Annotated in this window: 24 protein-coding genes; 5 read left to right on the forward strand and 19 right to left on the reverse strand. The window is 41.2% G+C overall.

Translation table 11 applies throughout. The features are described from left to right. Window positions 1-66: 66 nt before the first annotated feature. Window positions 67-873: an SDR family NAD(P)-dependent oxidoreductase gene (locus tag BK582_RS16220; protein WP_078596038.1), complete on the reverse strand. Its 807-nt coding sequence runs from the start codon at window positions 871-873 to the stop codon at window positions 67-69. 179 nt (window positions 874-1,052) lie between these two features. Here BK582_RS16220 and BK582_RS16225 point away from each other — a divergent pair, with 179 nt between their 5' ends. Continuing rightward, window positions 1,053-1,283 carry a hypothetical protein gene (locus BK582_RS16225; protein WP_078596039.1) on the forward strand — a complete coding sequence of 77 codons (231 nt, stop codon included), beginning with the start codon at window positions 1,053-1,055 and terminating at the stop codon, window positions 1,281-1,283. A 20-nt stretch (window positions 1,284-1,303) separates the two neighbouring features. On the opposite strand, the gene BK582_RS16230 is transcribed toward BK582_RS16225, so the two are convergent. From BK582_RS16230 to BK582_RS16245, 4 genes are all read right to left on the reverse strand, one after another. Beyond that, complete coding sequence (locus BK582_RS16230; protein ID WP_078596040.1) at window positions 1,304-1,825, reverse strand: DinB family protein; 522 nt, start codon at window positions 1,823-1,825, stop codon at window positions 1,304-1,306. A 155-nt stretch (window positions 1,826-1,980) separates the two neighbouring features. Next, window positions 1,981-2,877, reverse strand: coding sequence for a sulfurtransferase (locus BK582_RS16235; RefSeq protein ID WP_078596041.1), 897 nt, complete (start codon window positions 2,875-2,877; stop codon window positions 1,981-1,983). 152 nt (window positions 2,878-3,029) lie between these two features. Then, window positions 3,030-3,578 carry a DUF2179 domain-containing protein gene (locus BK582_RS16240; RefSeq protein ID WP_167553359.1) on the reverse strand — a complete coding sequence of 183 codons (549 nt, stop codon included), beginning with the start codon at window positions 3,576-3,578 and terminating at the stop codon, window positions 3,030-3,032. Between the two features lie 494 nt (window positions 3,579-4,072). Then, a complete protein-coding gene (locus tag BK582_RS16245; protein ID WP_088034367.1) occupies window positions 4,073-4,357 on the reverse strand; it encodes a YggT family protein in 285 nt (94 codons plus the stop codon). Between the two features lie 214 nt (window positions 4,358-4,571). Between BK582_RS16245 and BK582_RS16250 the strand changes: the two genes are divergently transcribed. Next, a complete protein-coding gene (locus BK582_RS16250) occupies window positions 4,572-4,868 on the forward strand; it encodes a DUF1292 domain-containing protein (RefSeq protein ID WP_078598083.1) in 297 nt (98 codons plus the stop codon). A 45-nt stretch (window positions 4,869-4,913) separates the two neighbouring features. Here the strand turns inward: BK582_RS16250 and BK582_RS16255 are convergent, their stop codons facing one another. The 3 genes from BK582_RS16255 to BK582_RS16265 form a co-directional block, all read right to left on the reverse strand. Beyond that, complete coding sequence (locus BK582_RS16255) at window positions 4,914-5,687, reverse strand: hypothetical protein (RefSeq protein ID WP_078596044.1); 774 nt, start codon at window positions 5,685-5,687, stop codon at window positions 4,914-4,916. A 74-nt stretch (window positions 5,688-5,761) separates the two neighbouring features. Continuing rightward, window positions 5,762-6,457 (reverse strand): OmpA family protein, encoded by a 696-nt coding sequence (locus BK582_RS16260; protein WP_078596045.1) that lies wholly within the window; start codon window positions 6,455-6,457, stop codon window positions 5,762-5,764. Continuing rightward, the gene (locus tag BK582_RS16265) at window positions 6,450-8,291 is read right to left on the reverse strand and encodes a MotA/TolQ/ExbB proton channel family protein (RefSeq protein WP_078596046.1); all 1,842 of its coding nucleotides are present in this window, start codon (window positions 8,289-8,291) and stop codon (window positions 6,450-6,452) included. Before BK582_RS16265 ends, BK582_RS16260 begins: the two co-directional genes overlap by 8 nt. Window positions 8,292-8,470: 179 nt before the next feature. On the opposite strand from BK582_RS16265, the gene BK582_RS16270 reads away from it, so the two are divergent. Next, the gene (locus BK582_RS16270; RefSeq protein ID WP_078596047.1) at window positions 8,471-8,863 is read left to right on the forward strand and encodes a C40 family peptidase; all 393 of its coding nucleotides are present in this window, start codon (window positions 8,471-8,473) and stop codon (window positions 8,861-8,863) included. Window positions 8,864-8,935: 72 nt separating this feature from the next. On the opposite strand, the gene BK582_RS16275 is transcribed toward BK582_RS16270, so the two are convergent. The 8 genes from BK582_RS16275 to BK582_RS16310 form a co-directional block, all read right to left on the reverse strand. Beyond that, a complete protein-coding gene (locus tag BK582_RS16275; protein ID WP_078596048.1) occupies window positions 8,936-9,286 on the reverse strand; it encodes a hypothetical protein in 351 nt (116 codons plus the stop codon). Window positions 9,287-9,409: 123 nt separating this feature from the next. Continuing rightward, window positions 9,410-9,916, reverse strand: a complete 507-nt coding sequence (locus BK582_RS16280; RefSeq protein ID WP_169911071.1) for a hypothetical protein — start codon at window positions 9,914-9,916, stop codon at window positions 9,410-9,412. 73 nt (window positions 9,917-9,989) lie between these two features. Next, complete coding sequence (locus BK582_RS16285; protein ID WP_078596050.1) at window positions 9,990-10,643, reverse strand: 2OG-Fe(II) oxygenase; 654 nt, start codon at window positions 10,641-10,643, stop codon at window positions 9,990-9,992. Window positions 10,644-10,977: 334 nt separating this feature from the next. After that, entirely contained in the window at window positions 10,978-11,451 is a 474-nt protein-coding gene (locus BK582_RS16290; protein ID WP_078596051.1) for a DUF5392 family protein, read from the reverse strand. 21 nt (window positions 11,452-11,472) lie between these two features. Next, window positions 11,473-12,222 (reverse strand): GTP pyrophosphokinase, encoded by a 750-nt coding sequence (locus tag BK582_RS16295; RefSeq protein ID WP_078596052.1) that lies wholly within the window; start codon window positions 12,220-12,222, stop codon window positions 11,473-11,475. 46 nt (window positions 12,223-12,268) lie between these two features. Further along, window positions 12,269-13,435 carry a cation:proton antiporter gene (locus BK582_RS16300; protein ID WP_078596053.1) on the reverse strand — a complete coding sequence of 389 codons (1,167 nt, stop codon included), beginning with the start codon at window positions 13,433-13,435 and terminating at the stop codon, window positions 12,269-12,271. A 2-nt stretch (window positions 13,436-13,437) separates the two neighbouring features. After that, window positions 13,438-13,923 (reverse strand): cation:proton antiporter regulatory subunit, encoded by a 486-nt coding sequence (locus tag BK582_RS16305; protein WP_244895408.1) that lies wholly within the window; start codon window positions 13,921-13,923, stop codon window positions 13,438-13,440. Between the two features lie 47 nt (window positions 13,924-13,970). Further along, window positions 13,971-14,651 (reverse strand): zinc metallopeptidase, encoded by a 681-nt coding sequence (locus tag BK582_RS16310; RefSeq protein ID WP_078596055.1) that lies wholly within the window; start codon window positions 14,649-14,651, stop codon window positions 13,971-13,973. Between the two features lie 307 nt (window positions 14,652-14,958). Here BK582_RS16310 and BK582_RS16315 point away from each other — a divergent pair, with 307 nt between their 5' ends. Further along, window positions 14,959-15,375, forward strand: a complete 417-nt coding sequence (locus BK582_RS16315; RefSeq protein ID WP_078596056.1) for a hypothetical protein — start codon at window positions 14,959-14,961, stop codon at window positions 15,373-15,375. 50 nt (window positions 15,376-15,425) lie between these two features. On the opposite strand, the gene BK582_RS16320 is transcribed toward BK582_RS16315, so the two are convergent. The 3 genes from BK582_RS16320 to BK582_RS16330 all read right to left on the reverse strand — a co-directional run bounded on the left by BK582_RS16320 (window position 15,426) and on the right by BK582_RS16330 (window position 17,917). Continuing rightward, window positions 15,426-16,187, reverse strand: coding sequence for an SDR family oxidoreductase (locus BK582_RS16320; protein ID WP_078596057.1), 762 nt, complete (start codon window positions 16,185-16,187; stop codon window positions 15,426-15,428). A 198-nt stretch (window positions 16,188-16,385) separates the two neighbouring features. Next, complete coding sequence (locus tag BK582_RS16325; RefSeq protein ID WP_078596058.1) at window positions 16,386-16,604, reverse strand: hypothetical protein; 219 nt, start codon at window positions 16,602-16,604, stop codon at window positions 16,386-16,388. Between the two features lie 89 nt (window positions 16,605-16,693). Continuing rightward, window positions 16,694-17,917, reverse strand: a complete 1,224-nt coding sequence (locus BK582_RS16330) for an MFS transporter (RefSeq protein WP_078596059.1) — start codon at window positions 17,915-17,917, stop codon at window positions 16,694-16,696. 256 nt (window positions 17,918-18,173) lie between these two features. Here BK582_RS16330 and BK582_RS28320 point away from each other — a divergent pair, with 256 nt between their 5' ends. Continuing rightward, a complete protein-coding gene (locus BK582_RS28320) occupies window positions 18,174-18,230 on the forward strand; it encodes a hypothetical protein (protein WP_414458023.1) in 57 nt (18 codons plus the stop codon). Window positions 18,231-18,341 lie beyond the last annotated feature (111 nt).

Raw genomic sequence — 18,341 nt, forward strand, 5'->3', positions numbered from 1 at the left:
AAAATTTTAAAAAAACAACAAGGGCCAAAACAACAAGGACCAGACCCTTGTCGGTTTCGTTTAAACTTACATCACACTTCCGCCGGATATTTTCACTGATTCTCCCACGATGTTTTCAGCTGCGTCAGTTAAGAGAAAAGCGATAGTGTTCGCCACTTCCCTGGCAGTAGTGATTCTTCCTGAAGGAATGCCGCTCTCCACTTCCTTCATCTTCTCTTCAAAACTCTTGCTTTCCCGTCCGGCTTTTCGTTTGATTGCATTGATTCCCATGTCTGTGTCTACAAAACCTGGACATACGGCGTTGACTCGAATGTTATGTTCAATCGCTTCCACTGCGAAAGACTGGGTAAAGCCGGTGATTGCGAATTTACTGGCCGCATAGGCGGAATTGCCGTATGTACCTCTTAATCCCGATAACGAGGAGACATTCACGATCGCTCCGCCCCCGGCTTTAGTCTGTTCCATCATTCCTTCGTAAACAAGCTGTGTAAGCCGCACAGTTGCAAAGTAGTTAAGCTCCATAATGTCTCTCATTTTATTTTCCTCAAGCTCTCTTACAACAGAACCTCCTGCAATGCCGGCAGAGTTAACAAGATGGGTAACCGGTCCAAATTTATCTCTGCATTCTTTTATAAGCTCCAGCCTGTCCCCTTCCTTTGTTATATCCGCCGCCTTCATAAAAAGATTTTCTTCCTGTGCGACCTTTTTCAGTTCACCCATCAACTCTTCCAGTTTTAGCTCGTTTCTTCCTGTAACGGATACTTTTGCTCCCATGGCAGCTGTAACTTTTGCAGTTTCATAGCCAATCCCCCCTGTGGCTCCTGTGATTAATACGTGTTTTCCTTTCAATGCCTTATCTGAAAATATGTCCATAGTTATCACTCCTTATCTTATCTATTATCGGACACTTTCCTATACCCTGTTTCCTGAAACTGTGCTTAGGAAAAAAAGAGTAAACACATAGAAAATTCTGTTTTCATACGTTAGAATAATGGAAGGATATATCATAATTTGTAAAAATAAGAATCATTGTACATAAGAGGTGGTTTCCTGTGATTCAGAAAGCAAAAGATAAAGTACTGGAATACGGTATAGTAAAATCAATTTTAACGTTTCTTGTTCTCTCTGCCAGTTTAATAGTATTACTTGCTGTTGGTGTATTTTTCACCTTAATGCTCATGGAAAGGTATGACAACCGGTACACTGAACCTGTAGGGGCCGGAAAAATGAAAACTGAGCTGCACGAAGAATATGACTCAGAGTTGCTGCAAAGCCGGCTCTGAGCTTTTGTTATGTAAAAAGCTTATTTGCTTCCGGAAAGCATACGTTTGAGCATTCTGATTTGCCCTCGGTGGTTTATCTCATCTTCCATGACATGAAACCAAAGATAATAATTATTATGAGGAACACCGTTTCCCCATTTCTTCTCTTCAAATAACCAATCATCGTTTATAACTTTGAATTTCAGCAAAGTCTTTTCTCTGACTTTAGCCAATTCATTCATATAATAACTAACAGGGTTTTCGCAAATGATTTTTCTGGCTTCCGGCCCAAGCTCCAGAGCAGTTTTCCATTGTTCCATTTCCGCCTCGTTAATATCCCGTCCTTCAAATGAAATAACCTGATGTACATATTCAATGGAAGCAATATGGTGTAAAAGGGCGCCGATCGTATTTGAAGTTTCATCTGCCACTGAATCTAAGTCCTCTTCGCTTAAATCCTTTATTTCCTCCAGAGTAACAGCTCTGGTATGTTCCAGCATTGAAACAAGTTCACCAATTTTTTGTGCATAATCCCCTGCGTTTTTAATCCTGTAGTCTATCATCCAATTCCCCCAATCAAGTATATTCTAAGCTTACCAGTCTGATTGAAGAAATAAAGACTGATTAAAACTGGAAATTAATGCTATAATTAAATCAGATACAGAAACAGGCAGCCTCAATTAAAGGAGGCTGCCTGTTCCTATTTGATAAGGGATCCTTATTTCTTCCCTTTATCTAATGGCAGGTCCGGATCGGCGGTCCATTCGTTCATGGAACCGTCATAGATTGCAACGTTTTTTTGTCCCAGCTTGTTTAAAACAAGCGCGTTCCATGTGGCAGCGATTCCGCCACCGCAATAAGTGATTACTTTTTTATCCGGATCAAGAGCTCCCGTTTTTACAAAAGTCTCCCGGAGATCTTCCTCATCGTGGAGCTCCTTTGATTCCATGTCTGATAAGTCTCCGAAAAATACATTCTTACTTCCGGGGATGTGGCCATTGCGGGCATACGTATTTGTCTCGCCGAGAAAATCTGCCTCTGACAAGCTGTTAATGAGAACTGTATCTTTGTCGTCCATCGCCCTTTTTACGTCTTCTTTTGTTGCCAGAAGTTCAGGGCGGCGCTCCCCTTTAAAGTTACCTTTCGGATAAGCTCCCGGTTTATCGGTTACTGGCCTGCCTTCATCTTTCCATTTCGGCAGTCCCCCTTCCAGTACCGCTACATTATCGAATCCTTCATATTTAAGCTGCCATGCAAGCCGGGATGCCCAGTAAGAAGCGACAACAGGGACACCAACGAGTGGGCCCTGGTCGTAAATGACAACGTATGTCCCATCTCCGACACCTAATTCACTCATTTTTTCAATAAATTTATCTCTTGGGGGTACGGTAAATGGGAGCTCGGCTTCCGGATCGGACAATTCACTTAAGATGTCCGCAAACACTGCCCCAGGAATATGCTCTTTGTCATATGCTTCCTTTCCGGGCCATGCCTCTGCCTGTCCGCCATCTTCAGGAATCTTCAAAAATGTTGTTGCATCAATCAGCCTTAAATCCGGATCATCAAGTCTTTTATCAAGCCACTCTGTATCAACAAATAAAGGTACCTGTTCCACAGAAACTCCTCCTTTTGGTAAAAAACTGTATGCCTACTTTTCAGATTGCGGTTGATTTTGTGGTAAATTTACCTATATACTATCATCCCCGGAAATACCCGCTAAATAAACAAAACCAGGCAGCCTCAGCCACCTGGTCATAATAATATATGTTATGCTGATTTTTTCTTCCTTAACCAGCGTTCTCTGCGCTGCTTCATACCTTTTGTAATGTAACCGCCTTTGAAGTTCCGCGGTTCATACGAAGCGACAAACGCTTTTTCTTCAAACTCATCAATGATCCGGTAAAATTCTTTTTCTCTGTCCCGTCTCGCTGTACAGTAAAGCAAATAACGGTCTGTGGAGATCCCTTCCACGCTTGACGTGGAAACACTGAAGCCCACTTCCCTCAGCCTGCTGATCAACGCTTCATTTCTTTGCGGAATATTTGCTTCAATGGTTACATAACCAATCGCCAGTTTTTCCTCAATCCACGCACCTATATATAAACCTGCCCCGAATCCTAACGCGTAGGCAGCCATATTATAATAATTCGTTAAATCACTTAACACCATACCAATGGCAACAACGTAAATGACAGCTTCTAAAATTCCGAAACCGGCTGCTTTTCCTTTGAGGCCCTTCACCATCATAATTGTCCGCAACGTAAGAATAGGGACGAACAAGATTTGCGAGATAAAAATAATTAACGCCTGCCACAGCATAATGAAACACCTCTTTCTCAATTGATTCCTGTTTCATTTTAACAGAGGAATCAAAAAAAGAAAGACATTTTAGCAAAAAATCTTATAAAATAATACAAATTTCCTTATATTCTGGTTTAATATTCGATAAAATGCGTTTTTCTTAAAGATACTTTGACAATCTAATGTATATTCTATCTAACATGAACGAAACAAAAATTACCAGTTGTAAACATGAAGTTTAATTTGTGCTGAATTGGTTTATTTTTCTGCTGGTCCTTAAGTTAATTTTCATGTTACCTTTTTGCCTTAATGCCAAGTAGATTCCGGTCGTATGAGTCCTTCATACGTCCGTTTTACATAGATACAAAGCTGATCGAGTTAAAAATTATTGAGAAAGAAATGGAAGAAAGTTTTTCATGACAAGGGCACTAATTATTTTAAAAAACCAAAATAATCTCCCCCGTCATGACGAACGGGGGAGCATTTCTTTTGCATATTCAGGTCTCGTTTTAAAGGAGGCCAATTAAATCGAAAACAGTAATAAGTCCTCTAAGTGCAAAGTCTGAAATAAACCGGAAGAGGATTATGCCAATTAACGGTGATATATCTATCATGCCAAGAGGCGGAATGATTTTTCTGAAAATGTTCAAGTAAGGTTCCACAAGCTGTGCGATCATCTGGACGAACTTGCTTTCTCTCATCGCCGGGATCCAGGAAGATATAATGTAGACAAACATCATGAAGTAATAGATCGTAAATGCATAACTGACTACATTTATTAAAAATAAGCCCATATTCATTCTTCTCCTTCTTTTTTTCTTGCCAATTCAATGATAATCTAAAACTGAAACGGGTACAATGAAAAATATATGACACTTGTCGAATGTACCATAGTCGGGAGATTTATTCCAGAGCCGCATGTTGGAATTGAAGCTCAGGCTCCCTTTCGGCAAAATAATTATACCGTATTTCGGTAATCAGGCTAATTTAAAAGGAGGAACTGTCAGCATGGAAAAACTTGAGGTTGGTGAAGTATTTACAATTAGTGATGACAATGATGAAGATCAGGAAGTGGAAGTTCTAGCTAAAATGAATATGGATGGTCATGAATACGTTGCTGTAAGCTTTGTTGAAGATCTTCATGAGGAAGAGGAAGACAGTGACACTGAAGGTATTGATGTTTTTTTTCTTAGAGCAGATGAGGACGGCGGTCTTTCTGCACTCGAGAGCGATGAAGAATTCGATAAAGTCTCCGCTGGCTTCGATGAACTGATGGACGATGCGGAAGACATTGATAATGTGTAAGATTTGTACGGCAGATGCCGGTGAATAGCTAGTTAATGTGGAGGGTCATTGAGGAAGGGACGAAAGGTTATCTTTCGCCCCTTCTTGCGTGCCCTGAGATTTCAATTTTCGAAAATGAAGTCCCGCATGAGCATCTTGCATGCCCTGAGATTTCAATTTTCGAAAATGAACTCCTGCAAGAGGGTCATGCATGCCGTGAGATTCTAAATTTTTTAAATGAATTCCCGCAAGAGGGTCTTGCATGCCGTGAGATTTCAAAATTTGAAAATGAATTCCTGCAAGAGCGTCTTGCATGCCGTGAGATTTGAAATTTCGCAAATGAATTCCCGTAAGAGCGTCTTGCATGCCGTGAGATTTGAAATTTCGCAAATGAATTCCTGCAAGAGGGTCTTGCATGCCGTGAGATTTGAAATTTCGCAAATGAATTCCTGCAAGAGGGTCTTGCATGCCGTGAGATTCTAAATTTTGAAAATGAATTCCCGCAAGAGCGTCTTGCATGCCCTGAGATTCTGATTTTGGAGAATTAAGTCCCGCAAGAGCATCTTGCATGCCCTGAGTTTTCAATTTTCGAAAATGAAGTCCCGCAAGAGGATCATGCGTGCCCTGAGATTTCAATTTTCGAAAATGAAGTCCTGCAAGAGGGTCATGCGTTCCCTGAGTTTCTAAATTTCGAAAATGAAGTCCCGCAAGAGCATCTTGCATGCCCTGCGATTCTGATTTTGGAGAATGAAGTCCCGCAAGAGCATCTTGCATGCCCTGAGATTTCAATTTTCGAAAATGAAGTCCCGTAAGAGCATCTTGCATGCCCTGAGTTTTCAATTTTCGAAAATGAACTCCCGCAAGAGCCTCACTGCTTTATTCCCTCATACTTTCCTTCTTATCTCCTGAATTCCTCACGCTCCCCCAAGCAGCTCCCTTGTTTTATCAAGAATTTCTTCGTCTTTCAGTCTGAATTTAAATTCCACCCGCCGGGAATCCTGAGCGCTGTAGTTTCCTTCCTTGTCTTCCCGCCCGTCTGTATACGATTTTCCGTTTACAGTAAGCTTCTCCTTAACCGCCCCCTGTATGTTTCTGTAAGGAAAATCCTCACTCAAAATGTATTCCGCTACACTGAACGCCCGTTCCTGGGAAAGATTTAAATTATACAGGTAACCGCCGTTTCGGTCGGCATGGCCCTCAATTATAATCTCAGATATATAACTTTCATAACCTTTTTCCAGCAAAACGTCGAGATAGGCAGGAACGAACTCATCCAAAAACACAAATGCTTCCGGTTTAAGCTCTGTAGCATCGAAATCAAAAAGCACATCAGAGCTGAAAATGATCGCACCTGTTTTTTCATCTACTTCAATGCCAAGCTCGGAACCACTGAATTCCTCCTTTAAGTCCTCAACAAGATTTACCCTGACCCCCATGATCTGGTCGATCGTCCGCTTCATTTCTTCGATCTGGAATGATTTAATAACCATCATAATGATAAAAATTAACACAAAGCAAAGTAAAACAGCTGACAGCAGATCCGTGAATGACGGCCAGAAATGCCCTTCCTCCTGCTCCCCTTTAAACAGACGCTGATATTTATTAATCATTTCCTGACCCGACCTTTATCCGCCCTTGATTACCTGGCTGCTGTGTGGCTGCTACTTCTGTGATCATCCTTAGCTGGCGGGTTAAATTCCCTACTTCCTGCGTCAGCCCTTCCAGGGACTGCTGGCTTAACCGGAGGCTTTTCTCCTGATTCTCAACAGTGAACTCACTGATTTGCCTGAACTCTTTTTTTACCGCCCCGTTCATTTCAAGCATGTATTCACCGAGATTCCTGCTCACTTTATCGAGTTTTTCCCCAAGCGTGCTGTCCATTCCGGACACATAACGGGACAGCGTGTCTTTGAGGACAGCGACACCTGCTTCCAGCTGATTCTCCCGCTGTGAAAACGAACTGGACATAGCCTCTATACTCCGGTTCATTTCACTGATCAGCTGATGATTTTTCTCCCCGAGCTGTTCGTTCATTCGGAAACCAGCATTGAGCTGCTTTTCCAAGTTTACGGAATTCCCGGAAAGGGATTGAAGCTGCTGGTGAAAATCACGGTTAAGCTGCCTTAAATCATCAAAACGGTCCGCCAGAACATTTTTATAATCAGCCTGTGTGGAATGAATGGCTTCCAGTGCACCAGGCACCTCAACGATGGCATTCTTCATCCTTTCGAAATCAAAGGCAAGCTCCCGTAGAGAGGTTTGGATGCCTCCAAGTTTCGACCCTACATCATCTCCGAAAATTCCTTTAAACTGTTTATTATTTTCTTTCATCAGATTTACTAAAGCGCCACTGTTCCCCATTATTTTTTCGAAGGAAGCCTGTGCCGCAACCTGCCTGTCTGACAGCACGGAAACATATTCTTTCCACTCCTCTACTGCTCCTTCAAAATGCTCCATCGTCTTGATCTGTGAAACAGTAAGCGTCTCGATTTTGTTGTACGTTTCCTGGAAAGCGTGTGTCATCCGTTCGTTTCGCTTATCCATTTTATTTAAATACGAAAACAGCTGAGTGAAGTTTTCATTTAGTTTTGCTGCTGTCGTATGGAATCCTGCTGCCATTTCTTTTACGTCCTTAAAAATCAGCTGGAAGTTCCCCAGGTTTTCCGACAGTCCTTCATTAAAGCTGCTCAGATCCTTTGCAGCCTGCTGAAGCCCGGAAGTATACTCCTGAAAACCACGAAAGGACTTTTCAATTTTTCCTAAAGTCTGCTCGTTTGACTCCCGAAGCTCCACAATATTAGCATTAATCGTTTCAGAAACCTCTATCAGCCGGGCCATTCCAGCCTGTTCGCTGCCTTCCAGCTGGGCCTCTGTTTTCAGCATAATGTCTGTGAGTAAAAATTCGGTATTGGCCACCCTGAGCAAAATTGTCATAATGAGGGACAAACCCATACCGGCAATACTTGTGTAAAAAGCGACATCAATCCCTGCCAGAACGCTGGCTACGTTTTCTACGAGCTGCTCTCCGGTTGAGTCGATACTCCCAAGGGACATTGTCAGCCCGATAAACGTTCCAAGAACCCCGATTAAAATGAACATGGAAACGGTCATCTGGATTAATTTAATGAGCCCTACGACGGGAAAATTAAATACCCGCCATCCGGAAAACTTCTCCTGCACAAATGTTTCCGCTTTAACTGGCTCTTCTGCCTGTTTTTGTTCGAACTCTGATTTAATGGACTTGAGCGGCTCAATATCCATAGATCCAGAATGCTGTAAAAAATGGCGGATTCGTTTCAGCCTGAGATACAGCATAATATGAAGAAAAAACGCTGCTGCAAAGGTGAAAAACAGCACTGTGAAAATCACTTCAATGATCGGACTTGATAAAACAGACTGGGCCTGTTGTTCACTCATAAACAGCCGTAAAATTACTTCCGGCATCTTATTCGCCCCCTTATATTTAAAACCACGCTTTAGTAATTGCTATTCGAAAAGTGGACAAATCATGTTTGTTTTTGGGACGTTATCCGGGCATCTGCCTCCAGTAAACAGAAGCGGATGAACGGTTTGCAATGCTGCTGCGTAAATATATTGAATCAACTGCTAAATGAGGTTAAGGGATGAAAATAAACAAACTTATCAACACCGGTTTAATGTATTTAGGGAAGCCTTATGTATTTAATGCTCCTCCGTTTCAGACTGCTTCCTTTGACTGCAGTTCATTTATTCAGTTTATTTTTAAGGAAAACGGGATTGACCTGCCTCGTAACTCGAGGGAACAATATAAGGCAGGGAAAAGAGTACCATTTCTGCAAATAAAACGAGGAGACTTGTTATTTTTTACAACAAAGAAGAGAAGGAAGAGGAATGGGATAGAAAAAATTGGCCATGTAACACTTTATCTTGGAAATGGCCAAATGCTCCATACATCCAGGGAAGAGAAAAAAGTGGCAATTACGCCTTTAAATGAATACTGGCTCAGGAGGTTCGTTGGGGCGAGGAGGGTCTTTTAATGTACTTCTTTTAAGTATACCCTTAAGAAGAACAATCAGCAGCGTTAGTCCGCCTGCTGATTGTTTTGTATATTATTTTTTCAGTCTTTCAGGCTGGAAGAGCGTCTGCATGTACTGGCTGTCCTGTATTTTTATCCCGTGCATGCGGATCTCCGACCAGATGAGCCAGTCCAGCGCAAACGGTGCATATTCCTTCCGCCTTTCAACCTCTGCCCTGCTGATGCCTATGTTTATGACTTGAGTGCCTAAAATCAACGTTATGCTTATATCCCGTTCCCCTGGCTGGGGCCAATTATAAAACACCATTACGTCATAACCTAATTCTCCCAGTTCCGTTTCCACACACCCCATCACATATTCAAAAAAAGGCTTAACTTTCATCGACTTGGCCATTACTTCCCTTTGCACATGTAAAATTCTCATGCTAAATGCCCCCTAAAAAGTTGTATCGATGAAACGATTGTGTAGTAAGATTTCGTTATAAAAGTATCAAATCCTCCATATTTTTATAAGATTCTTAATTTTTAATATATTTATAATCGCAACTCAATCGTAGCCCCCTTCAGGCTCAGGGAGTTCCCGGTACTCCTCTCTCGGCATAACAATTTCCGTATGCAGGACATAAATAAATTCCTCCAGCTTCTTATCTGGCTTCTTCTCGCAATAAGAAGTAATCCATTCCCGCTCATACACTTCCCCATTAATCGTTACTTGAAGTTCATTTACTTCATATGGATCGGCACATGTATATTCGCTCGCATTTTCTGCTGAGTTTAAAATATCTGCCTCCGCCATCATAGAATAAATCTGTTCCATTTCTTCGTCTGATAATTGAAAGTCTATCGTTATATCCTCTTTCTCAATCATATTATGTACAAAAGTATCTTCGTAGGTATCAAGAATATCTCTTGCCTCAAACCCATATTTCAGCTGAAAATTAAAGTCGTCCGGTATTTCCTCTGGAAGCTTTTCCCCTTCTTCCGCAGTATTCCAGCAAGCTGTCAGTAAAATTAAGCCAGATATAATAATGGTCATAAGTTTCAACTTTTTCACTCCCTCATAGACCTCTGCATTTACTAAAAAAAACGTATGGAAAATCCATACGTTATTAGGAGTCGCTGCTCTTTTATCCTTGTACCCGCTTCCTTCGCATCCACTGTGTTGCCGCCCATTTTTCCCCTTTAATCACAGGGGTGCCGGCGTGCAAAGTTAGCTCATTGAGTTCAGGATCATTATAAAAATACTCAAAGTATACGGCCGATCCCTTCTTCGGTGATACGGATAAATTCAGTTTCGGAAAAGTCGTTTCCCCACCTTCTTCCACATCGTTCAGATACATGACAAGGGTGCTGATACGGGGATTACTCACCGGCCTTGCCGCGGAAGAGAAATAATCATGGTGTGCTTTATATTCCTGCCCAGGCTTATAATTCAGAATTTGCAGGCCTTCCCCATGTTCCTCCGGTATGCACATTATTTGGGAGACTCGCTTTTCAATTCTGGCGATCACTTCATTTTCCGCTTCCTCAAAAAACATGCTGCTGCTCGTTCTAAGTTCATGGTCGTCGTTTGTATCAACAATTTTGGACCGAGTGAGTCTGTCAGCTGACTGCCTGATCAGTTCTTTACATTCTTCATCACTTAATACATTATCCAGTACAACAATCCTCGGTTCCATATATCTGGCTATTATATTAATCTCTCTGTCGTTAGTAATTATTTTATTCCCTGTATGGCTGAAAATACTTTGTTCCTTAATGAATAAATCTTGTGTTTCCATTCTGACATACACCCTTTCAGTATATGAATATTCCGAAAAATAAGACAATTATTGGCAGACAATGTGACTTTTAATAGTAAAGTTTCATTCTCTATGCCAGACTGCCTCTCCCTTTCTATCTGTGGGCATTGCCCGTCAGAGTGGTGTCGTATTTACGGATTTATGCTTTGGGAGTAACACTATTTTTTTGAAAAGGAACTGGTTTTCTCCTCTAAATGGATCTCTGAAATCCATTTATTTTATATTACACTGTGTTTAAGAGATTAGCTATCTATTTTTTTCCATACTTGTCTTTTATTTATTTCCCCCAGGAAGATAAGAAAAGCACCTCTGATTACTCAGAAGTGCTGTTATCTTCATCCTGCTGTTTTTCGTTTAATCTGCGGATTCGTTCTTCCTGAGCAAGAAACTCGCTGAACAAATTAAATTGATTAAAAGGCTCTGCTTTTAACTTTCTTAAATATCCTTCTTTCAAATCCTCATGAACTACTTCGCTTTTAGCCATTCTGTCTCTTATATATTTAAGGCTGCTTTCCTGAGCCTCTTTATTTTTCAGCCGTGATTCTTTAAAAAGGGCAAGACCGAGAGCTCCGATGACAGAAAATAGGATTAAGAGGGTTGTAATGTTTTCAGTTACAGAAGCGTCAAAGATTATATAGTACAAATTGAAAACTGCTATCCCAAACAGAGGGATAGAAATGAACCCGTAAATGAGCGCTTTCTTAATCAGCGGCTTAATTGAAGCCTGCATATTTTCCAGTTCTTTTCGTATATAAACAGGATAGTTTTCCTGGTTGAAAAAATTCATGTGTAACCACTCCTTCTAATTCTATTTTTCCGATAATCTTTCACTTAATTTTAAAAACTCATTCGGTAAATAGAAACGTTCGTTGTTCAGCCGCAGTTCATGTCCCTCTTCTGTTTCATCAACTGCTTCCTTCAGTTCGTTCATTTCTTTATGAATACGCTCCATCTTCCTATCCAGCTGAGCGGCTGATTCTGCTGCCTCAGTCAGTTCCCTGACTAATCTTTTCGGAACGGTGCGATTATATTTATAGTAAATTTTGTGTTCAAGGCTTGCCCAGAAATCCATAGCGATAGTGCGGATCTGAACTTCCACACAGACATTTTCAACCCTGTCAGACATAAAGACCGGAACTTCGAGAATCATATGAAGGCTGCGGTAACCGTTGGTCTTTGGGTTACTTATATAATCTTTCGCCTCCAGTACTTTGATATCCTGCTGTTTTGACAGCATGTTACTAAGCTCATATATATCTGAAATAAAGGAACAAGTAATCCGGACGCCTGCTATATCCTGAATGTTTTCCTTTATGGATTTTAAGTTTAATTCATACCCCTTTTTCTGAACTTTTTTCAGAATGCTTTCCGGTGTTTTAATCCTCGAACTAACATGTTCTATTGGGTTATAGTCATGTACAAAATGGAATTCCTGTTTTAAAATATCAATTTTCGTATTCAGTTCATCAAGAGCGAATTTATATGTCATCATGAAGCGGGTTAATTCGTTTTTTAAAGTTCTTATCTGCTTAACGTCTATTGACTTAAATGTATCCATACTCCCAGCCTCCTGTATTCTCATTAATATTAAAATCTCTGTTTTTCTACCTTGCTAAGGCTCTTTGTTCCCGGAGCTTTTTCCGTCCAAAAATCCTTATAGAAATAGCTGGAGCAAACTGGAACAACAGAATGCCGAGCACGGCCGATAATATTATAAAAATACTGCTGAATGCTTGAATTGTCCCTGCAGCCAGAGCTGCTATAATGATTGAAAATTCTCCTCTCTGTGTTAAGGAAAGACCTGCTCTCAATGATATCCGCTTGGAAAGTCCGTACCATTGTCCGCCGAAATAACCAACAATAATTTTAGCAGCTACAGACCAGGCAAGTATTTCAAGCAGTAATGAAATCATTGGTACTCCATCTGAGAAATTAATCGTGGTCCCGAAATAAAGAAAGAATAGCGGAAGCAGCAAATCTCTTGAACGGACTACGAGATGTTCCAGTTCATGTGTCCTTCTCACTTCAGCAAGCATTATTCCTGCAAGAAAAGCACCCAGTACTTCTGATAAATCAAGGTAAAGCGCCAGGCCTCCGTATACAAGCGCCAGGCCGATAACAAACAAGAGAAAAATATCTTCATTCATATACTTATCAAAGAAGCCGCCTGCTTTACTGAACACAAAGCGTCCAAGAATTATTGCTCCGGCTACAAGTATAAGCACCTTTAGAACTAGTAACCCCATTGAACCCGTAGTTACAGCAGTTCCAGCTGTGACACCAACAAGTACGGCAACAAGGATCGGGGCAACTAAGTCTTCGAATATAAGTAAACCAAGCATGAATTCTGACTCGGGATTTGCCATTCTCTTAGAGCTCTCTAACATTTTTGCTGTGATAGAAGAGCTTGTAGCATAAACAACACCGCCGATAATAAGAGAAGATAAAACATCCAGCCCCATGAGCAGGCATATCCCTGCTGTAACACCGAAACTTAGTATTACATCCAGAACTCCGGCCCGCAGAACTTTCTTCGCTACTGATAAAAGTTGTTTTACAGGAAATTCCATACCAAGCATAAAGAACAGCAGCACAATGCCAATTTCTCCTGCAAAGTGAAGGAGATGAGTGTCAGTAAACAACCCCCCAATAATTATCCCCACTAAAATAAACATGATTATATTAGGGATTTTAAATTTTGCTCCTGCAAAACCTGTAATAAATAAAAGGAGCAAAATTAAGCCTGCGACTAAAAGTTCGGGGAAATCCACGGTTAGTTCACCTCTTCACAAGAGCGGATAAACTCTTTTACTAGTGCTCTTTTGCCAACAAGCATCAGCGTATCCTTAATTTCCAGTAATGAATTTTCATCAGGGCTTGCTATAAAGTCATCATTTCGGAAGATGCCTAGTATGGATATACCAGTTGGAGTTAACTTATTTAGTTCTCCAAAACTATTACCTGCAAAACTGGAGTGTTTTGTAATATCCAGCCATTCAACAACGGCCTGTTTCTGGATTTTCTTCATTCTTTCCCTGTCAATGCCGGTTTCTGGTCCTAATGCAGCACCGAGGAACTGTGCTCCAAGCTGATTTGCTTCTTCGGTTGACAGTTTAAATGTAAATATTGGATCATCATCTTCGTAGTCTTCAAAAAAGTAAAGCTCTCTTTTACCTGTATAGTGAAAAATCATAACAATCAATTTTTCTTCTCCATTTATGAAAGAAACCTTCTTCCCTACACCCGGTAAATCTGTCATATTTATCTTCATTTTTTATCCCTCTGCTTTCTGCTGGTCATTGCTCCTCAGCGCCTGTTGCGGAAAATCATAATAAATTTAATCAACTGAAGTACTGCCATTAACGTACTTGCAACATAAGTGAGAGCAGCTGCATTCAGCACTTTTCCAATACCTTTTTCTTCGTTATTGTTAATCATCCCAAACTCAAGCAGCTTGTTCTTTGCCCTCCTGCTGGCATCGAATTCAACTGGCAGGGTAACGACCTGGAATAGGACTGCTCCTGCAAATAATGCTATCCCAATGCCGATCAGGTTGGTTAGCCCAAGGAGAAAACCTCCGAGAAACAGAAATGGTGCGAACTGAGATCCGATATTTGCTAAAGGAAATAATCGGTGCCTCAGTACGAGCATAGAATAATTTGTACTGTCCTGTATGGCATGCCCCACTTCATGTGCAGCTACTGCCAGTGAGGAAATAGAAGTACCTTGATAAACCTGGTCAGACAGGCGAACTGTTTTAGCAGAAGGATCATAATGATCAGAGAGGGTGCCGTTTTTTGAAAACTCCACCTTAACATGTGAGAGGCCTTCCTGATCCAGAATGTATCTGGCAGCCTGAGCTCCAGTCATTCGTGAGGCAGCCTGTACACTAGCCCACTGCCTGAAGTTACCTTGTACTTTAGATTGAGCCCACATTGCTAAACCGAGGGCTATAATGATTAAAAAATCCATTGGATGAAAAAACATATCTTACTCCTTTATTCAATTTTTAATAACCTAAACCCATTTTATTTCAATTCTGATCACTGCCTGAACCAATCTGCATCGGAGATCAGGCGGGCATTTAGTTACTGGCAAGGGGCGCCCGCCTTATTCTCCGTAGGGGGGCAGTTATGCCTTCGGGATATACCCTTGCAATTAGTATTATAAAAAACAATTATGAACTGATTATGAACTGGAAAATTCTTTCGGAAACCAAGTGAAAACAGAGGAATCTGTTCTATTAAAAGGTAATCCCGGATATTTATGTATAAATATATATAAGGAGTGTTCGATGAAACTATTCAACAGAACAATAGAGGAAAAGACACATGTATTAAATGAATCCGTGCGGAAAAACGGGGTTATCTATTTCGATTACCCTCAAAAAACTCTGGAACAACGAAGAAAGTACAAAACCCGGCGTCGGGGAAAATTAAAACTGAATGTGATGAATGGGAAGTTTCTCGCAGAACTGCATAAAGGAAAATTGGATTACTTTCCTGTCAGCTGGTTTTTTGCATCGGAAAATGAGCTGCGATCTTTTATGAAAACCCTTCGGCCCGGTACTAAAATAAAATTATACACTGGAGAAACCGTATTTTTTCATGAGTTTAAAGGGATAAAGTTTTTCTATAAAAGAGAACAAGAAGCACAGGAAGTTCATTCTGTTTCCTTAGGTGCTTTTGATGGGCTTGTGGAGAAAATTTAAAGGAAAAGGACGATTCTCGATAGAAGAGGATCGTCCTTGTTATTATTTGTTTAGAATGCTGATGTCCAGCCGCCGTCTACTGTAACGACAGTTCCATTAACAAAACTGGATTCCTCGGAGGCGAGGAAAAGTGCTGCCTGGGCAATTTCTTCCGGTTTACCGGATCGTGGCGATAAACCGTGAGTCATTCCGGCTCGCTCCATACCAAACTGGTTTATATTTGACATGCTGGAACCAATATTTGTTTCAACCGCTCCTGGTGCAATCGCGTTGCAGCGTATGCCTTTTTTAGCGTACATAAATCCTGTATTTTTTGTGAGTCCAATCACGGCATGCTTGGATGCTCCATAAGCTGCACCTGCATGAGCACCGCTGAACCCGCCGGTTGAAGCTACATTAATGATAACCCCATTTTCTTTTTCGAGGAAAATTGGAATTGCTTTTCTCATCGCTCTCATGACGCCTTTTGTGTTTACATCAAAAATGAGCTCCCATTTTTCATCTGAAATATCTCCCACCGGTTCAAAGCCGTCCATGATTCCAGCATTGTTTACAAGGATGTCTAATGTGCCGTACTCTTTCACCGCAGTGTCAATCATATTCTCTACGTCCTGAAGTTCTGCCACGTTTACTTTTACAGCTGCAGCCGTACCGCCATTGTTCGTAATTTCTTCTGCGAGCTGTTCAGCACCTTCAACATTTAAATCTGCTAAAACAACTTTTGCACCCTCTTTTGCATAAAGCTCAGCAATTGCTTTCCCCATTCCGGAAGCTGCTCCTGTCACGACCGCTACTTTTCCTTCTAACCTCATTGTAATACCTCCCAGGCATAGTTTATTAAGAAAAACGGTTCTCCTACACTTTGAGTTTAATTAATAGATTTATAGGTTTCAACATACAATAAGAAGAGACACGTTGGATAATCGACAAATACATAGGGGATTGTTGGTTTTTCACACAACGTTCAAACAGTTAGAGGGTTGAATGAGGAAGAGCCGATCCTCCCCCACTCACTCTCTGCTGCTCCAGGCTTCGAACGTCCCGGTTCCGCCGCACCCCTGGCACTCGCCATGGGAAGCTACATAAAAATAATCATTCGCAAACATATTGTATCCATAGCCGAAACAATCGGGGCATTTTCCCTTCTCTTCCATTTTTACAATATTCTCTTCATAATTTTTCTGCCGTTCGTTTTCATTCCAGCCAAACAGCATATCCAACAGCCACATACTTCCCACACCTTTACTTCTTTTCTTTCTAGTTTGTGGAAAAATACGGTATTTATACGTCTAACTGGAGATACTTCTATCTCACCTTGTTAATCCAGACTCCTGAACGCCTTGCTTTTCCATACAAGCCATACGCTTAAAAGCAATCCAGTCACTCCTGAAAACGTCAGCACTGTCTGAATTGGCAGGTCTGCTGCGACAAGAATCGAAATCAGACCGAATGCCACAGGCTCAAAACCGCTTGCAGCCAGAGTAATGATGCTCATTACCCTGCCAAGTTTATTTTTTTCTGTTTTTTCCTGCACCATCGTAACCGTAAGCAAATATACAAACATAGCAACGAATCCCGTCAATGCTGCGAGCAAAATGAGCAGCCCGAACGCTTCCATTCTGCTGAAAACAATAAACAGAAGGAAACTCACGAGGAGTGCTGTAAAAACAACATTCCCCCGCCGTTTTCTCGTGTTCCAGATAACGATGAAGATACTCGCGGTGAACGTTCCAAGTGCAAGGCCCCCTTCTAGGAGACTTAACTCCAGGGGACGCCCCCCTAATCCTTCAACAATAATCGGAAAACTAATCAGAATTGGCCCGATCATAAACAAATTAATAACGACTATGGCAAGAGTTCCTGTTTTATGGACATCCGAATTCATTACATAAGAAAGCCCCTCTTTCAGATCCTTCATGGCACTTTGTTTTTCCCCGGTCCTGTCCGGTTTTGGATCTTTGAGAAGCGGTGGAAACACCAAAATCGCCGACAATAATATGAGAATTGCCGATGCTGAAAAAGTAAGTGTAAAGTCTCCTATCGTCAGCAGCACCCCTGCAATAAGGGGCCCAATGATAAACATGAGCTCCGTGGAACCCTGAAATAAGGAGTTGGCCCGCTGCAATTGAGCATCTTCCACAATGACAGGAATCATGGAAGAAACAGCAGGAAAAAAGAAAGCATCGAGAAAGCCGAATATAAATGCGATGATAATCAGGGAAGTTACATCCAGAGACCCATTTAGAAACATGATAATCAGCGCAACCATGATACCCGCCTGCAGGAGGTTGGTTACAAACATGATTAACGATTTGCGCATTTTATCTGCAAGGATGCCTCCATATATCATCATAATTACACGGGGAACAGACATGGCCATAAGGACGATGCCTAATACTGCAGGCTCCTGCAGCACATCCACAATAAACCATGATATTGATAAAAAGAACATGGAAAAGCCGAGCATCGCACACAACCCCGCCACCCAGACGAGAAGATACGATCTATTTTTAAAAAGCGAACCTTCAGATAAAGTAAACATAACGGAAACTGCTCCTTAGAAAAAAATGCTATTTACTTTTATATCATTATTTCGGGTGATTTACTATTGGGAGGATTAATAGGGATATGTAACAGGTTACCATAAATTTATGACTTTTAAGAACAAATGTTCACATACGAGGCATGAATGTTATAATTGAAAAGTAATAGTTTAGGCGAACTCATAGGGGGCTGGTATCATCTCCGTCTGAAAGGAGGTGGTGTCTGTGGTGACAGTTGCGGAAGCATTAACATTAATGATTTCGTTCAGTTTATTAATCGTCGCCATATTATCTTTTAACGAAAAAAGATAAGCCCCCATTCATGAGTTAGCGGCTCAAAAATGGGGTAACTTATCAACCCTCATACGCCAGTCCCCTTTGAAGGGATCTAAGCTGTTGCAGACCGTTAGTGTTACCAGCACT

It is taken from the genome of Evansella clarkii, from assembly GCF_002019695.1.
GTDB lineage: Bacteria > Bacillota > Bacilli > Bacillales > Salisediminibacteriaceae > Evansella > Evansella clarkii.

Bases quoted from the DNA above. Each gene is read 5' to 3' on its own strand.
- BK582_RS16220 (WP_078596038.1), bottom strand. From the start codon at position 873: ATGGACATATTTTCAGATAAGGCATTGAAAGGAAAACACGTATTAATC.
- BK582_RS16230 (WP_078596040.1), bottom strand. From the start codon at position 1,825: ATGATAGACTACAGGATTAAAAACGCAGGGGATTATGCACAAAAAATT.
- BK582_RS16245 (WP_088034367.1), bottom strand. From the start codon at position 4,357: ATGGGCTTATTTTTAATAAATGTAGTCAGTTATGCATTTACGATCTAT.
- BK582_RS16250 (WP_078598083.1), top strand. From the start codon at position 4,572: ATGGAAAAACTTGAGGTTGGTGAAGTATTTACAATTAGTGATGACAAT.
- BK582_RS16260 (WP_078596045.1), bottom strand. From the start codon at position 6,457: ATGATTAATAAATATCAGCGTCTGTTTAAAGGGGAGCAGGAGGAAGGG.
- BK582_RS16265 (WP_078596046.1), bottom strand. From the start codon at position 8,291: ATGCCGGAAGTAATTTTACGGCTGTTTATGAGTGAACAACAGGCCCAG.
- BK582_RS16270 (WP_078596047.1), top strand. From the start codon at position 8,471: ATGAAAATAAACAAACTTATCAACACCGGTTTAATGTATTTAGGGAAG.
- BK582_RS16275 (WP_078596048.1), bottom strand. From the start codon at position 9,286: ATGAGAATTTTACATGTGCAAAGGGAAGTAATGGCCAAGTCGATGAAA.
- BK582_RS16285 (WP_078596050.1), bottom strand. From the start codon at position 10,643: ATGGAAACACAAGATTTATTCATTAAGGAACAAAGTATTTTCAGCCAT.
- BK582_RS16290 (WP_078596051.1), bottom strand. From the start codon at position 11,451: ATGAATTTTTTCAACCAGGAAAACTATCCTGTTTATATACGAAAAGAA.
- BK582_RS16295 (WP_078596052.1), bottom strand. From the start codon at position 12,222: ATGGATACATTTAAGTCAATAGACGTTAAGCAGATAAGAACTTTAAAA.
- BK582_RS16305 (WP_244895408.1), bottom strand. From the start codon at position 13,923: ATGACAGATTTACCGGGTGTAGGGAAGAAGGTTTCTTTCATAAATGGA.
- BK582_RS16310 (WP_078596055.1), bottom strand. From the start codon at position 14,651: ATGTTTTTTCATCCAATGGATTTTTTAATCATTATAGCCCTCGGTTTA.
- BK582_RS16315 (WP_078596056.1), top strand. From the start codon at position 14,959: ATGAAACTATTCAACAGAACAATAGAGGAAAAGACACATGTATTAAAT.
- BK582_RS16320 (WP_078596057.1), bottom strand. From the start codon at position 16,187: ATGAGGTTAGAAGGAAAAGTAGCGGTCGTGACAGGAGCAGCTTCCGGA.
- BK582_RS16325 (WP_078596058.1), bottom strand. From the start codon at position 16,604: ATGTGGCTGTTGGATATGCTGTTTGGCTGGAATGAAAACGAACGGCAG.
- BK582_RS16330 (WP_078596059.1), bottom strand. From the start codon at position 17,917: ATGTTTACTTTATCTGAAGGTTCGCTTTTTAAAAATAGATCGTATCTT.